13 protein-coding genes are annotated in these 14788 nt (G+C 52.3%); 7 read left to right on the forward strand and 6 right to left on the reverse strand.

The annotated features are described in order from the left end of the window. A partial coding sequence (locus tag D568_RS22175; RefSeq protein ID WP_040516847.1) for a hypothetical protein occupies positions 1-387 on the forward strand: 387 nt, incomplete at its 5' end. Positions 388-561: 174 nt separating this feature from the next. Next, complete coding sequence (locus tag D568_RS0113950; protein WP_020210224.1) at positions 562-963, forward strand: SMI1/KNR4 family protein; 402 nt, start codon at positions 562-564, stop codon at positions 961-963. Positions 964-1045: 82 nt separating this feature from the next. Here the strand turns inward: D568_RS0113950 and D568_RS20235 are convergent, their stop codons facing one another. The 6 genes from D568_RS20235 to D568_RS0113980 form a co-directional block, all read right to left on the reverse strand. Then, positions 1046-3112 (reverse strand): FG-GAP repeat protein, encoded by a 2067-nt coding sequence (locus tag D568_RS20235; RefSeq protein ID WP_020210225.1) that lies wholly within the window; start codon positions 3110-3112, stop codon positions 1046-1048. A gap of 167 nt (positions 3113-3279) precedes the next feature. After that, positions 3280-5157, reverse strand: coding sequence for an FG-GAP repeat protein (locus D568_RS0113960; protein WP_020210226.1), 1878 nt, complete (start codon positions 5155-5157; stop codon positions 3280-3282). 95 nt (positions 5158-5252) lie between these two features. Further along, positions 5253-5807: a PA14 domain-containing protein gene (locus D568_RS0113965; protein ID WP_020210227.1), complete on the reverse strand. Its 555-nt coding sequence runs from the start codon at positions 5805-5807 to the stop codon at positions 5253-5255. Further along, positions 5807-7312 (reverse strand): phospholipid carrier-dependent glycosyltransferase, encoded by a 1506-nt coding sequence (locus D568_RS0113970; protein ID WP_020210228.1) that lies wholly within the window; start codon positions 7310-7312, stop codon positions 5807-5809. Before D568_RS0113970 ends, D568_RS0113965 begins: the two co-directional genes overlap by 1 nt. Positions 7313-7476: 164 nt before the next feature. Next, entirely contained in the window at positions 7477-8646 is a 1170-nt protein-coding gene (locus D568_RS0113975) for a glycerol-3-phosphate dehydrogenase/oxidase (RefSeq protein ID WP_020210229.1), read from the reverse strand. A gap of 114 nt (positions 8647-8760) precedes the next feature. Then, positions 8761-9087: a DUF1820 family protein gene (locus D568_RS0113980; RefSeq protein WP_020210230.1), complete on the reverse strand. Its 327-nt coding sequence runs from the start codon at positions 9085-9087 to the stop codon at positions 8761-8763. A gap of 177 nt (positions 9088-9264) precedes the next feature. Between D568_RS0113980 and miaB the strand changes: the two genes are divergently transcribed. The 5 genes from miaB (at position 9265) to lnt (ending at position 14785) form a co-directional block, all read left to right on the forward strand. Continuing rightward, complete coding sequence (gene miaB, locus D568_RS0113985; protein ID WP_020210231.1) at positions 9265-10626, forward strand: tRNA (N6-isopentenyl adenosine(37)-C2)-methylthiotransferase MiaB; 1362 nt, start codon at positions 9265-9267, stop codon at positions 10624-10626. A 206-nt stretch (positions 10627-10832) separates the two neighbouring features. Next, complete coding sequence (locus D568_RS0113990) at positions 10833-11882, forward strand: PhoH family protein (RefSeq protein WP_020210232.1); 1050 nt, start codon at positions 10833-10835, stop codon at positions 11880-11882. Positions 11883-11884: 2 nt separating this feature from the next. Next, complete coding sequence (ybeY, locus tag D568_RS20240; RefSeq protein ID WP_020210233.1) at positions 11885-12400, forward strand: rRNA maturation RNase YbeY; 516 nt, start codon at positions 11885-11887, stop codon at positions 12398-12400. Next, positions 12397-13260 (forward strand): CorC family transporter, encoded by an 864-nt coding sequence (locus tag D568_RS0114000; protein WP_020210234.1) that lies wholly within the window; start codon positions 12397-12399, stop codon positions 13258-13260. Before ybeY ends, D568_RS0114000 begins: the two co-directional genes overlap by 4 nt. Next, the gene (gene lnt / locus D568_RS0114005; protein WP_020210235.1) at positions 13247-14785 is read left to right on the forward strand and encodes an apolipoprotein N-acyltransferase; all 1539 of its coding nucleotides are present in this window, start codon (positions 13247-13249) and stop codon (positions 14783-14785) included. Before D568_RS0114000 ends, lnt begins: the two co-directional genes overlap by 14 nt. The last annotated feature ends 3 nt before the right edge of the window (positions 14786-14788 follow it).

Genomic DNA, 14788 nt, shown 5'->3' on the forward strand with positions numbered 1-14788 from the left:
GAGCTGGAGCTGGAGCTGGAGCTGGAGCTGGAGCTGGAGCTGGAGCTGGAGCTGGAGCTGGAGCTGGAGCTGGAGCTGGAGCTGGAGCTGGAGCTTTGGGGGGGCTCAATTATCGGTGGGGGAAGGCTGCTCGAGCTACTGCTGCTTTGCTCTGAACTCGAGGGGCTTGAAATACTGCTGGATTCTGCACTGCTGGTTGAGCTTGAAAGAGACGACGAGCTAATGCTGGATGAGGCAGGTTCTGAGCTGCTGCTAGACGCTAGACTTGAACTTTGTGAGCTGCTGGAAGTGGGAGTCGAATCCGAGTCTCCCGAGCCGCCACAAGCGCTGAGTGTAGCTAGAGTGAGAAAAATACCGCTGTATTTGTGCATAGGAAACTTTCGATAAGAATAAACCGGTCACCTTAAACCTAAGCGTTCACAACGCAAACGCCAATTCTCCATAGTGTGAGTTGTGCCTCACGCCGCTTCGGCTGCGTTAAAAAAAATCGATATAAACGGTGCTTGCTCACAGTTTAGGTGCGGGTTAGGCTAAGCGGCCAGAAAAACTGCGGAAAATTCGATGGAAGATGTGATTGAAGAGCTTCGTGAGCACAATATAGACGTACCTGTGCCGCTGGAGCTGCCCGAAGACGATACACTGGTGGTCGTAGAGGAAGAGCTCCTACTGCCGTTACCTCGTGAAATGCGTCACTTTCTTTTGACGGTAAGCGATGTCGTGTACGGATCGATAGAGCCGGTAACCGCTGCCGACCCTTACTCTCATACTTATTTACCCGAGGTGGCTTCTGTGGCTTGGGCTAATGGGCTACCTCGACACCTTGTACCGCTATGCGAAGTTAATGGTAACTATTACAGCGTAGAGCCCGAGGGCGAGGTGGTGTTTTGGCGTGACGGTGACTTAACCGATGAACGCTGGCAAAGCGTATGGCATTGGGCGCAAGAGGTTTGGCTGGAAAGTTAAACCGGTTTACCGCTTCTTTCTTTAGAAAAAAGGCCGACGTTGCAGTCGGCCTTTTTATTTTGTGGGGCTTTACCGACTGATTTTAGTACAGAAAAACAGCTCCCGCTGCGGTAGCCGAGTTATCACTGGCATCGGCGTCGCTGCCTGTACCGGCTCCCGCTTCGCGGTAAGCCGCACCGGCTAAGGTGCCACCATCAGCGCTAACAGCCACTGCCTGCCCAAAACGATCTTGATTGTCGCTGTGGCGAGCTTTAATGAAGCTCGTCTGAGACCAGCTATCCATCTCTTGGGTAAACAAGTAGACCGCACCAGAATTCGTGGCGGAGTTGTCTTCTTCATTACCGTTCACACCAATCGTGTTGCTGTCTTCAAAATAAGCGCCCACCGCCAAGATGTGTCCATCGTCTGAAAGGCTGATGGAGTGTCCAAAGCGGTCGTTGGCTTGTGGGTTCGACGCCTTAATGTAAGTCGTTTGCGTCCACTGGTCATTTGCATACTCAAAGAGGTAGGCCGCTCCTGAGCGATAAGCGGTGTCGGGTCTGTCCTCTTCTTCGCGGTTTTCGGTATAGTCAGAGGGGTCGCCGTTAATTCCTGTGGCTAAACTTCCCTCGCCATAGGCGCCAACGGCCAGCATGGTGCCTGCAGCATTGAAGTCAAGAGAGGTGCCAAAAATTTGGTATGCAAAGGTGTAACTGGATTTTATGTAGGCCTCTTGAGACCAGGTGTCTGCCTCACGAGAAAAGACAAATACAGCGCCAGAATCTACGGCCAGAGAATCGGTGGGGCGGTCTTGATTAACCCCTGTACCGGCGTAATCCTCGCCTGGAACACCGGCTGCTAAGCGGTTTCCATCAGCGGAAAGCGCTACCGTGGTGCCGAATCCGACTCCTCTATCAACTACGTCAGGCTTGATGTAGGCCTGCTGCGACCAGCCGGCGTCACTCTTAACAAAAATGTACGCCGCACCAGCGTTGGTCGCGTCATTATCTTGTTCGTCGCCATTGATTTCAGCGGAGGCACTGTCTTCACCGGGAGCACCTACGGCCAGGGTGTTGCCATCACCTGACAAATCCAGCGAGTAACCAAAACGGTCACCATTCGTGTTGGTACCATCATCTTCGCTGCTGCTACTGCTGCTGGATGATGAAGAGGAGCTTTCGCTGGACGAACTGCTTGCCGAAGAGGGGGTGTTAGAGGCTTTTACGTAGGCGGCTTGAGACCATGCATCGCCGTTGCGTTCAAAAATGTACACAGCGCCCGCATCGCTGGCTGAGTTGTCGTCTTCATTGCCGTTAATACCACGGGCATTACTGTCCTCGCGCAGAGCACTTACGGCCAAGGTGTTACCGTCGTTCGAGAGGCTTACATCGTAACCAAAGCGATCGTTGGAAATGTAATATTCCAGTGTTTCGCCATCATCGTTCTCAAGGGTGCGCAAGTTCTCGGTATTTGACGCCTTGATATAGGCCTGCTGGGACCAGCCGTTATCGTCCCGGACAAAAACATAAACAGCGCCGGTGGCGAAGTTGGAATTGTCGGCCTGATCGCCATTAATACCCGTAGCGACTGAGTCTTCTTGAGTGGCACCAACGGCGAGGGTTTTACCGTCGCTGGAAAGATCCAGACTCCAGCCAAACCAGTCATTAGCTTCGGTGTTAGAGGCTTTGAGGTAGCCAATGGCATCGGCCATAGCGTTTAACGCCACTGCCTCGTTGGAATTGCTGCAGTCACCTTCGCTTGCGCAGGCTTCTACCATATAACGGGCTTCGGCCCAGTTGGTTTGATGAACGCTGACGGTATCGTAAAGTTCAGGAGCCGTTAAGTTGCCACCTACTTGAGTAAAGCCACTGCTGCCGTCTGGATCTTTATAAACGCGGTAAAAAGCTGCATTTTCCACCGCATCCCAATAGATGCGCAGGGTTTTGGGTGCTGCACCTTCTATATTAATATCTGGCCAGCTAACGGCAACGCTAGAGCTTGAGCTGCTGCTTGATGTGCTGGAGCTGCTGGAGACACTCGACTGGCTACTGGAACTGCTGTTGGATGAGTCATTGTCATCGTCGCTGCCGCAGGCGGTTAACGCAAGTGCGGCGACCAGGCAAGGAACAGTGCCCAGTGTCTTAATAAAGGGGTACAGCGATTGTCTCATGCAGCAGCTTCCTGATTATTCATGTAAGCGGGGGATTCTGTCCGGTGAGGCTGAGTGTGTCAATGTTTGACTCTGACCCCAGGGCGAACCGGCAGGTATCTGACACAGAGGACGGGTGAAAATTCCCGCAGGGGATACCTGCGGGAAATCTTTGTGAGAGTTACTCATTAATAAAGGTAAATAGCGCCGCTGTCTTCGCCATCTTCATTCTCAGGAGCGCTGGCTGCCGAACTGTCTTCCCCGGTGGCAGAAACCGCTAGGGTGTTGGCGTCAGCTGATAAGGCCAGAGTTCGCCCAAAAGTGTCGTTGGCGTCGGTGTTGGTAGCTTTCAGGTAGTTGCTCAAGGTCCAGTGATCGGCCTCTGAGTACTGATACACATAGGCGGCACCGGCCGACGGTGCGCTGCTGTTACCCCAGTCAGTGTTGACGCCCATCTCTTCCGAGTCTTCGCGCGGCACGCCAATGGCCAGTGTGGTGCCATCTTCGTTGAGTTGCAGGGCCCAGCCAAATAAATCGTCCTCGTCCGCTGCTTCTGCTTTGATGTATCCGGTTTGTGCCCAGGCATTGCCAGCAAAATTAAATACGTAGACGGCCCCAGAGTCAGGCTCACCGTCTTCATTGAAGGGGGTGTTTAGGTTCGCCGTGTCATCGGGAATGGGTGACGAATGAACGCCAGATAGATTGCTGTCATCATAAGGGGCGCTGACAGCTAGGGTATTGCCGTCGCCCGACAGCGCTAGAGCATAGCCAAATTCGTCATCAATACCTGGAGAGCTCGCCTTAATGTAGGCGGTGTGCTGCCAAGCATTATCTTGATATTTCAAGATGTACGCCGCCCCCGAACTCTTAGCTTTAAAATCCCCTTGATCGCCATTTATTTGTCCATCCGACGAATTTTCACCAGGGGCCCCGATCGCTAGAGTATCCCCCGGGCCGTCAAAGGCTAGACCGTAACCGAATTTAGAGGGAGAGGTTTCATCGCACTCGATGCCAGGTGGTCTTGGATCAAAGCAAGGGCTGTCGTCCCAGGATGGAAAACTGGGCTTTATGTAAGCCTTTTGCGTCCAGCTGTCTTGCAAATGATAAACATACACCGCCCCCGCAAGCTCAATATCGTTGTTGGTTTGGTCTCCATTGATACCGGAGGCGTTGCTTGCTTCAAATGGAGCGCTGATGGCAATGCGGGAGGCCTCGTTATTGATCGTTGCTCGAACGCCGTAATAGTCTTGACGATCGGGGTTGCTTGCTTTCAAAAAGGCCTGCTGAGTCCAGCCAGAAGCTGTTTTGGAAAACACGTAGGCCGCACCTGAATCGGCTGAAGTGTTGCTTTGTTCAGAGTTGTTTATATCGGCAGAGCCGGAGTCTTCATAGGGTGCTGTGATGACAAGGTGGGAGCCATCAGCCGAGATATCAAGCGCATAGCCAAAGAAATCGTCTTTTCCGCCATCGCTGGCAGGGTTGTCGATACGCTCTGATTGTACCCAGCCGTCAGTGGATTTGGTGTAAATGTATACTGCGCCCGTGTCGTCGTGTTCGGCTGAATCAAAGCGAGGGCTGCCTACCGCCAGGGTGCTGCCATCCTCTGATATTGCCATGGAAAAACCGTAGGCAGATTTATCTTGAGGTGTGTCGGCTTTTAAGTAACCAATGGCATCCATCGCAGCGCCATCAATATAAACGTCTTCACTTGGGGTGCAGCCGACGCTGTTGCAAGACTCCACTTGAAAACGAATCTCGTCCCAGTTTGTCAGGTGGGCCGCTAAAGGGTACTTAAATTCAGTTGCGGTAAGATCTTCACCGATTTGCTCAAAACCTGAGGCGCCATCAATATCGCGATAGACCCGATACTCTGTAGCATTATCTACCTCGGCCCAAGACAAGTTTATTTGCTTGGTGCTGACTTCGGCGGTTACCTCGGCAGCGGCAGGCGCTGATTCAGGCGCGGTAGAGTTGTCGTCACTATCGCTGCCACATGCGCTCAGCAGTAGCGTACTGGCACTGGCTGCCAGCCAAATACCGGCGTGGCGTGATATCTGTATAGCCATGTTGTTTCCTCAAAGCTTTCATTTGATGACTATTAACTTAACAGCTAAGCCTCGGGAAAGAAGCCGATAATTTGTTAAAAATTTTACGAATCCGCTTACTCTGTTAGATATTCAATACCTGCAATCTTTTCTCCCCAAAACTTTGGTTTGTCGCCGTTGGCGCGGCCAGCTTCAAGCGTTAATCCCGAATTTCCGAAGCCCTGAAAATAACTGAGGGTGAGCGTGTGAGGCCCGGCACTTAATTCCCGGTAGCAGGACTGTTTGCTAAAAGGGCGATCTTTGGGGTAATGGCATAAGCGCTTGCCGTCGATACTCAAACTAAAGCCATCGTCACTGCCCACCATAAACCGATAGCGGTCTGGTTTTTTTACCTCAAATCGAGTTTCTATATCGGCATAGAAATCTTCCGTCCAGCCTAGCATGCCTAGTTTCGGATGCTTAAAGCGGTTGTTGTGGTGCAAATCTAATTTATCGATCATGACCGTGCGAGTAGCGGAAATATCCCGCTTGGCGTTAATGGCTGTTATGTTAATTTGGCTTTTACTGAGTACAAGAGTTAAATTTTCATCGACTGAAGGTGGAAGTACCCGAACAATTATTAATAGCGCGCAGCTGGCCAATAACACCGAAAAAACTGTATTTTTATTCATCAGCGCACGAGCTCCAATTTCCAGTAATTAAACCAGTTGCGCATTTCAAACTGCGACTCCGTAAGTTCCCAGCTGAAGGTGAATGGGGCAAAAAGAAAAAAGACTGCAGCGATTAATGCAATATAACAACCTAAGTTAATGTAGGTGTGGCGGCTGCCTTGCTGGAGCTTGTCGTAGAAAACGTATTGAAAAATCAGCGCTAAATTAATGATGCCAAACACCAGCGGCACAAGATAATGATACAAATACATGACCCGCTCAATTTGCAAAATGGCAATCATGTAGCTGATATACAATCCGCTGAACGCGCAAATCCAATAAAACAAAGCGGTATCTTTTACCGGGTTTTGATACACAAAACGGCTCAAGATAAGACCCGTGGATAACACTATGCCCGCCACGACGCTAAACCAGATGATGGGGTTGGCGACAATGTTGTGGTAGCGCACGTAGGTGACGCCGTCGGTAGTGTGTTTAGACCAACGATAATTAATGGTTTTGCTGCCCAGCGGCCAGTTCATTGCGAAGCTGCCGTTTTCACCTTCCTTGCAGACGTCCAGTCTCGGCACGCCATCGGCGTATTTGGCCATGTATTGCCAATTGTCTTTAAGGCCTTGACTGAATGCTGCAGCGCTCCAGGTTTGCTCGTTTTTTATCAACTCTTTGTACTCACGGCTGGCATCGTAATTCTTGTGGCTGGGCATGGTGCCCCCCAGGCCAATGTGGAGATAAAAAATGGCAAAAAAGACCGCAATAACGGGAAGCACGCCGCTTGGCACCGTTACGGCCAGGCGTTGAATAAGTTCGCCGAAGCGCCAGTTTCTAATCGCGTCCCAACGGTCTGCGCCGTAGAGCATGACAAACAGTAAGAGCAGCACCGCGCCATTGACCTTGACTGACACGGTTAAGCCAATCCAAACCCCAAGCCAAGCGTAATCGGTTAATCGTATCGCTCGGTTGTGGTGTACTTTTAGGGTGATGCTGCGCACGGTTTGGTATATGGCGCCGAGAATAAAAAATAACTGTATGCCCTCTAGCATCGCCGAGCGTGAATGAATCACCAGGGCATTATCAAAAATGAGTAAGAAGCTAAAGGCAAAGGCGAGGTGAGGGTTATCGCTGATTCGCCGAACGATACCGTAAAAAAACAATACCGCAAATGCCATTAGCAAAGCGGAGGGCAGGCGATAGGCAAAATAATGGATGCCGCCTTCAGGCATGTGGTGATCGCGCAGATAATCGGTATTGGAAAACTTGGATTTGTCTTTGTCGCTATTAAGGCCTAATGCCGCTTCACTCCCCGCCATCAATAACTTGCCCAGCGGTGGGTGTGGCTCCATATACATCACGCCATCAATGTATTTTTGCGCCGAGGCGATGTGGTAGTTTTCGTCCCAAAAAAGGGCGTTGGGATGGCCAAGACCAATGGTGTATACACACAATGAGCAAGCCAGCAAAATTGCCAAATACAGTTTGTGAAGGTGCCGGGAAATAAAATCGCGCATAGCTTTTTCGGTCGTTTTTATCTTGTGGTCGTTGTTATCTTGTGGCCATTGTTATATCGGTAAACGTTATGCCGTTAAACGCTGTTGTTTTAATGCGGCAAAATAGTAACCGATTGTCTAGGGTTTGCCCAATGCCTCGGGGTAAAGCTGTGCGCTGCCGCCGATTAATCGACAGGGTGCAAGTGAATTTGCCGCGTATCTATGCCGCGACGGGCAGGTGGCAGCGATGGATAAAGCTTTTGCATGACCTCCCAGGCCGTTGCTCGATAGGTGGTGAGTTTGCCGCCCATGACAGTGAGCACGCGCGGGTTGTTGCGTTGATCCGCCAGCATCATCACGTCGCGGCTGCGCCCAAATGCTGTTCCTTGAGTTTTCGGTAATACCCTAAGCCCCGCTAACGTTTCGGCTGAAGACGGCAGCACATGCAAATGCGGGAAATAGTGTTTGAGAATAGTGAGTAAGTAGTGGGTTTCGTGAGGGTGGCATTGCGCCGTTTCAGGCGCGTCGAAGTGTGGCGTTTCGGTGGTGCCCAGCAGTAATTTACCCTGCCAGGGCAGTGCAAATACCGCGCGGCCATCGCTGGGCGACTCCAGATAATAATGATGATGGAGAACCGGCGGCAGCAGCAAATGGCTGCCTTGCACTAATTCGACAGGTGGCAGCTCTGGTGTTGGGGTAATCCGTTTGTTTAACTCGCTTGCCCAGGGTCCCGCGCAGTTGACCAATACCCGGGTGGAGAGGCTTTGATCGCGCCCGCCATGCTGGTAGGTGACCTCCACATGCTTGTTGGCAATAGTGGCACCGTTAAATCTGGCGGGGTGCATTAGCTCGGCGCCCAACTCGCAGGCCGAGGCCATCACCGCGCGGGTGAGGGCGCGGTCGTCGGTTTGCGCTTCCTGGTAGCGGTATACCGCTTTTAACTGTTCTGTGCGGATGCCATCGAGATCAGGCCATTGAGCTTTATCGAGACGGCTGAACTTGGTGGTTGCATCCCAGCCGGACAATAACCGATAGAGGGACAGCCCTGTGTGAATGGTCAGGGGCGAGCGCTGGCTGTTTTTATAAATCGGTATGTGCAATGGGGCGAGTTTGACAAGCTCTGGGGCGATGCTCAGCAGAATTTCCCGCTCGAGCAACGACTCGCGTACCAGCGAGAACTGGAACGATTCAAGATAGCGTAAACCACCGTGAATCAGCTTGCTGGAGTTACTGGAGGTGGCGCCGCCGACTTCCGATGCTTCAAATACGGCTACCTTGTAGCCTGCCGCCGCGGCCGCCTGGGCAACGCCTGCACCGGTAATACCGGCACCAATGATGGTTATGTCGTAACTCACGGCACACTCCCTGCACGAATGAAGGGCTCACCGAGGCGGTAAGCCTTGCAAGGATGCTAAAAGATTGTGCGCCGGGAGTAAATTGGTCGCGCAGTTTTGCTGCACTTCGAGGTGCTAGCTATCGCTGGGCGCTATACCGCCGAAGGGGAAGGGGGTGACTTTTTCGCCTTTAAACTCGCTGACTTTGGCAGCGCCTTCTTTTTCTACCTCATCGATACGCACAATGGCGTGCATGGGCAGGTAAGAGCGCTTGACCCCGGCAAACTCGGCTTTCAGCTTTTCTTCGCCTGGATCGACCACCACCTGACTGCGCTCGCCAAACACAAACTCTTCTACCTCAATAAAGCCGTACATTTCGCTTTGGTAGATGGCGCGGGCGAAGACTTCAAAGACCTGTCCCTGATTGTGGAAAATCACCTTATAGATAGGGCGTGAATTCATGGTGTAAGACGACTATCTCTGCTGCTGAAAATGGGCGCGAAGAATAGCATATTCGCGCTTTAATGGAAGTTTTTTGCACAAAAAACAATCATTTTCTGCTTGCGGGCTATGGGATTTGCTCGGTGAGCTAGCTATAATGCGCGGCCTTAAATTTCGTCCCAACGCAGGCTTGCATTTATGTCCGCCACCGAGACACCGGTAAAGAAGCTCTACATCAAGACCCACGGCTGCCAGATGAACGAATACGACTCATCGCGCATGCGTGATCTTTTGGGTGAGTCCCACCAAATGGTGGCGACCGAAAACCCCGAAGAAGCCGATGTGGTGCTGATTAACACCTGCTCTATCCGCGAAAAAGCGCAGGAGAAACTCTTTCACCAGCTGGGGCGCTGGAAACAGCTGAAAGAGAAAAACCCGAATATGATTATCGGTGTGGGCGGCTGTGTGGCAAGCCAAGAGGGCGCGGCCATTGCCGAGCGCGCACCTTACGTAGATTTGATTTTTGGCCCGCAAACCCTGCATCGCTTACCCGAAATGATGGAGCAGCCTCGCGATAATGGCGCGGTGGTGGTGGACATCAGCTTCCCCGAAATTGAAAAGTTCGACAAGCTGCCTCAGCCCGATGCCGATGGCGTCAGTGCGTTCGTCTCAATTATGGAAGGCTGCTCTAAGTACTGTACCTTCTGTGTGGTGCCTTATACCCGTGGCGAAGAAGTCAGCCGTCCGGTGGCCGATGTGATGGCCGAGGTTGTGCACTTAGCCGCTCAGGGGGTACGTGAAATCAACCTGCTGGGTCAGAATGTAAATGCCTACCGGGGCGAATCCGACGACGGTATTGTCGATCTGGCGGAGTTGATTACCTTTGTCGCGGCGGTGGACGGTATAGACCGCATCCGCTTTACCACCTCCCACCCGGTGGAGTTTTCCGACTCGTTGATTGACGTTTACGCCGAAGTCCCCGAGCTGGTCAGCCATCTGCATTTACCGGTGCAAAGCGGCTCGGACCGTATTTTGATGGCCATGAAGCGCGGCCATACGGCCATTGAGTACAAATCCAAGCTGCGCCGTATTCGCGCCCACCGCCCGAACATCAGTTTTTCCTCCGACTTCATTATCGGTTTTCCCGGCGAGAGTGAAGACGATTTTGCTCGCACCATGAAATTGATTGGCGATATTGGCTTTGACACCTCTTTCAGCTTTATCTACAGCCAGCGTCCGGGCACGCCGGCGTCGGATTTGCCCGACGACACGCCGATGGAGGTTAAAAAGCAGCGCCTGAAAATTCTGCAGGACCGCATTACCCAGCAGGCTCAGGCGATCAGCCGCCGTATGGTCGGTAACGTAGAGCGAGTGTTGATCTCGGGTTACAGTAAAAAAGATCCGGGCCAGCTGTCGGGGCGTACAGAGAACAACCGTGTGGTGAACTTTCGCGCTGATGATCCGGCTCTCATTGGTAAGTTTGCCGATGTGCATATTGATCAGGCGCTGCCCAACTCGCTATTGGGTACCCTTATCAGTTCTGAGCTTGATGAGGCGTGAGGGTAAAGCGTAAAGGTTTCATGCTATAACCAGAGGTTTGTTGCCCTGATGTGGTAATAAATAATTTGCCGGTTGGTGGGCTTCCCCCGTGCTGGTGAATGGTTTAGGCTCTGAGTTGTCAGGGTTTAGCGATAGAGAAAACCCATGGCAACATCACATTTGTGTAACGCAACAAGAGACATTATCCATCCTTGAATAAACATGTCGTGCCCGATACCTCTCAGATTACGTGTGAGGTGACCTTAGAGCCAAATGACAACCGCCGCCTTGCCAGTCTTTGCGGTCAATTTGACCAGCACCTGCGCCAGATCGAACAGCGCCTGAATATTGAAATCCGCAACCGCGGAAATCATTTTGCGCTTATAGGCAGCCGCGCTGTGGCAGAAACCGCCGCTGAGGTGCTGCGCGAGCTGTACCGCGAAACCAGCGCCATCGAGTTGACCCCCGACGAAATCCATTTGGCGCTGCAAAGCGCAGGAATCGAACAGCTTATGCAACAAAACTCTGCCGACACTACGGCTGATACCGAACATACCGATAAAGACACCGAGCAGGGCGAGGAAAAAATTCCCGCCGGCACGGTGCTGATTCGCACTAAAAAGTGCACCATCAAACCTCGCGGTGTGAACCAGCAGCGCTATGTGCGCTCGGTGCAAACCAACGATATCAACTTTGGGGTGGGCCCGGCCGGTACCGGTAAAACCTACCTGGCGGTCGCCTGCGCCGTTGAGGCGCTATTGCGTGACGATGTAGAGCGCATTTTGCTGGTGCGTCCGGCGGTCGAGGCCGGTGAAAAGCTGGGCTTTTTGCCTGGCGATCTGGCTCAAAAAGTGGACCCTTACCTGCGTCCGCTGTACGACGCCTTATTTGAAATGCTGGGTTTTGAAACCGTTGGTAAATTGCTAGAACGTAACGTTATCGAAGTTGCTCCCCTTGCTTATATGCGCGGCCGCACTTTGAATAATTCCTTTGTGATTTTGGACGAGAGCCAAAACACCACCTGTGAACAGATGAAAATGTTCCTGACTCGAATCGGTTTCGGTTCCACCGCCGTTATTACCGGCGATCCCAGCCAGATTGACTTGCCGCGGGGTCAGAAATCCGGCCTTAAACACGTGATCGAGGTGCTCGATAACGTAGAAGGTATCAGTTTCACGCACTTTGGCTCTAAGGACGTGGTGCGTCACCCTCTGGTGCAGCGCATTGTTGAGGCCTACGACGCCTTTGAAGCGGCCAACCCGGATCGTGAGCGCTGAGCATGACGGTACAGGTGGATATTGATATCCAGGTCGATGACGACCAGTTGCCCAGCGACGACGAAGTCCACCGATGGGTGGCGGCGGCAGTCGCAGGCCATCGGGATCAAGCCGAAGTCAGCCTGTGTATTGTCGACGCCGACACCAGCGCCGAATTAAACGGTCAATACCGGGGTAAGCCATACCCCACCAACGTTCTTTCTTTTCCCGCCGATTTGCCTGCCGAGCTTGAACTGCCGCTTTTGGGCGACTTAGCCGTGTGCGCCGAGGTTGTTGAGCGCGAGGCCCGTGAGCAGGGCAAAACCCTCAAAGCCCACTGGGCACACATGCTTGTACACGGCACCTTGCATTTGCTAGGTTACGACCATATTGACGACGCTGAAGCCGAGCACATGGAAGCGCTGGAGACCGACATTATCACCGGGCTGGGCTTTGCCCCCCCTTACGCTGAAACCGCCACCGACAATGGTGCGCAAAAGTTTAATACGACAACGACACAGGAATCATCAGTGCCATGACGGACGACCCATCGAGTAGCAGCGCGTCGCGCCTCCAGGAGAAACCGGAAAAATCCTGGCTGGATCGAGTGCTCAACGCCTTTTCTGGCGAGCCTAAATCCCGCGACGACCTACTGGAAATTATAAAAGACGCCGCCGATAACAAACTGCTGGATCAGGAGGCGCTGAGCATTATTGAAGGGGCGCTGGATGTATCCAGCCTGCAGGCGCGGGAGATCATGATTCCGCGTACACAAATTGTCGCTGTTAAAATTGACGATAAACCCAAAGATTTCCTGCCCAAAATCATCGAATCTGGCCACTCGCGATTCCCGGTGATTGGCGACTCAATTGATGATATTAAAGGCATTTTACTGGCCAAAGATTTACTGCGCATGATGCTGGAAGGCAACAACGACTTCAGCCTTGAGCAAATTATCCGTACCGCCAATATTGTGCCCGAAAGCAAACGTGTCAATGTTTTGTTGCGTGAATTTCGCGAGCAACGCTACCACATGGCCCTGGTGATCGATGAATACGGCGGTATTTCGGGGCTGATTACCATTGAAGATATTCTGGAAGAGATTGTCGGTGAAATTGAAGATGAAACCGATGAAGAAGTGTCCGATGAGCACATTAAAAAGGTCAGTGAGACCGATTATGTGATCAAAGCTCTGACGCCCATCGATGATTTTAACGATTACTTTGAGGCGGGTCTGTCGGATGAGGATTTTGACACCATTGGCGGTATTTTGATGCAGTCTTTTGGTCACTTACCTAAACGCAACGAAACCACCGAGGTGGATGGTTTTACCTTTCGCGTCCTCTACGCTGATAACCGACAAATTCACTTGGTGCGTTTGACACTTGATCAGCACTGAAACCATCGTTACCGGTACCGTCAGTCGCGGGCTTAATCGCTTGCGCTGGTACAACGCCGCCGCTCTGGCACTGTTTGCCGGAGCTCTGCAGCCCTTGGCGCTAGAGCCTTTTAACCTTTGGCCGCTGGCGCTAGCGGGCCTCGCTTTTTTTCCGTTACTGTTGTTTAAAGTCTCCACCCGACGAGCGTGGACAGTCGCCCTGGCGTTCGGTGTAGGCTTCTACGGGGTTGGCGTTTCCTGGATATATGTGGCGATTCATCAGTTCGGCAATGCCTCTGTGTGGTTGGCCGGCCTGCTGACTTTACTGTTTGTGGTCTTTATGGCCGCTATTTTTGCAGTGCCGTTTGTTATTTGCAGAACGCTTATGGGCCATGGGCGTCTTGGCATCTTATTGGGGTTTCCCGCGTGTTATCTACTGGGTGAATGGCTGCGGTCATGGCTGCTAACAGGGTTTCCGTGGCTGTATCTGGGGTACGGCCATCTGCACACTCCCCTGGCAGGCTGGGCGCCTTTGTTTGGTGTCATGGGGTTGAGTTTTATCGTTGCTTTTACCGCTGCGACGGTGGCGGCCTGGGGCTTTTTTATGCGCCCGTCTGGCAACCTGTGGATGGCGAGCATTATGGCTTGCGCCCTGTGGCTTGTAGGTTGGCAGCTGCATGATGTGCAGTGGAGCACCGTTAACCGCGACCAACCGATCAGCGTTACCATGATTCAGCCCAATGTGGCGCAAGAACTCAAATGGGACCCGGCGTTTGCGCAGCCGACGCTGGATCGCTTGATGGATTTAAGTGAACCCCATTGGGACAGTGACTGGCTGATCTGGCCCGAAGCGGCCGTGCCGCTCACCTATAACCATGCTCTGGAATTTTTAAATCAGGTCAACCGAAAAGCGGCGGATACCAACACCGGCTTAATCACGGGCATTATTTACGATGATCTCAGCCGCCGTCGCTACTACAATTCGGTCAGTGGTTTTGGTGAGGCCATGGGCATTTACCATAAGCGCCGCTTAGTGCCCTTTGGTGAATATGTGCCGCTGGAAGAATGGTTGCGCGGCACCATCGAGTTCTTTGATTTGCCAACCTCTTATATCAATCGCGGTCCAGATGATCAAAGAGGGCTGCTGATTAACGATATCAGCATTGCCCCCAGCGTTTGTTATGAAGTGGTTTATCCTTCATTGGTGGCTGAGAGCGCCAGGCATCGTAACGTTTTGCTAACGGTCAGCAATGATGCTTGGTTTGCTGATTCAATAGGGCCTCTGCAGCATTTGCAAATGGCGCAAATGCGAGCGCTTGAAACCGGCCGGTACTTGCTGCGAAGCACCAACAACGGGGTGAGTGCGATTGTTAACCCTAAGGGTGAAATTGTTGCAAGAAGCCGTCAGTTTGTCAGCGCTACGTTAAGCGGTACTGTTTTTCCTGCTTACGGTGATACCCCTTTCATGCGTTGGCAAAGTTGGCCGGTGGTGATTTTGTCCTTAGGGTTACTGCTGGGGCTTTTGGCCTCGCAAAGGCGCTTTTAAGAT

This window comes from Gilvimarinus chinensis DSM 19667 (assembly GCF_000377745.1).
GTDB lineage: Bacteria > Pseudomonadota > Gammaproteobacteria > Pseudomonadales > Cellvibrionaceae > Gilvimarinus > Gilvimarinus chinensis.

Excerpts from the sequence above, each read along its gene's own strand:
- D568_RS0113950 (WP_020210224.1), top strand. The coding sequence starts at position 562 with ATGGAAGATGTGATTGAAGAGCTTCGTGAGCACAATATAGACGTACCT.
- D568_RS20235 (WP_020210225.1), bottom strand. The coding sequence starts at position 3,112 with ATGAGACAATCGCTGTACCCCTTTATTAAGACACTGGGCACTGTTCCT.
- D568_RS0113960 (WP_020210226.1), bottom strand. The coding sequence starts at position 5,157 with ATGGCTATACAGATATCACGCCACGCCGGTATTTGGCTGGCAGCCAGT.
- D568_RS0113965 (WP_020210227.1), bottom strand. The coding sequence starts at position 5,807 with ATGAATAAAAATACAGTTTTTTCGGTGTTATTGGCCAGCTGCGCGCTA.
- D568_RS0113970 (WP_020210228.1), bottom strand. The coding sequence starts at position 7,312 with ATGCGCGATTTTATTTCCCGGCACCTTCACAAACTGTATTTGGCAATT.
- D568_RS0113980 (WP_020210230.1), bottom strand. The coding sequence starts at position 9,087 with ATGAATTCACGCCCTATCTATAAGGTGATTTTCCACAATCAGGGACAG.
- miaB (WP_020210231.1), top strand. The coding sequence starts at position 9,265 with ATGTCCGCCACCGAGACACCGGTAAAGAAGCTCTACATCAAGACCCAC.
- ybeY (WP_020210233.1), top strand. The coding sequence starts at position 11,885 with ATGACGGTACAGGTGGATATTGATATCCAGGTCGATGACGACCAGTTG.
- D568_RS0114000 (WP_020210234.1), top strand. The coding sequence starts at position 12,397 with ATGACGGACGACCCATCGAGTAGCAGCGCGTCGCGCCTCCAGGAGAAA.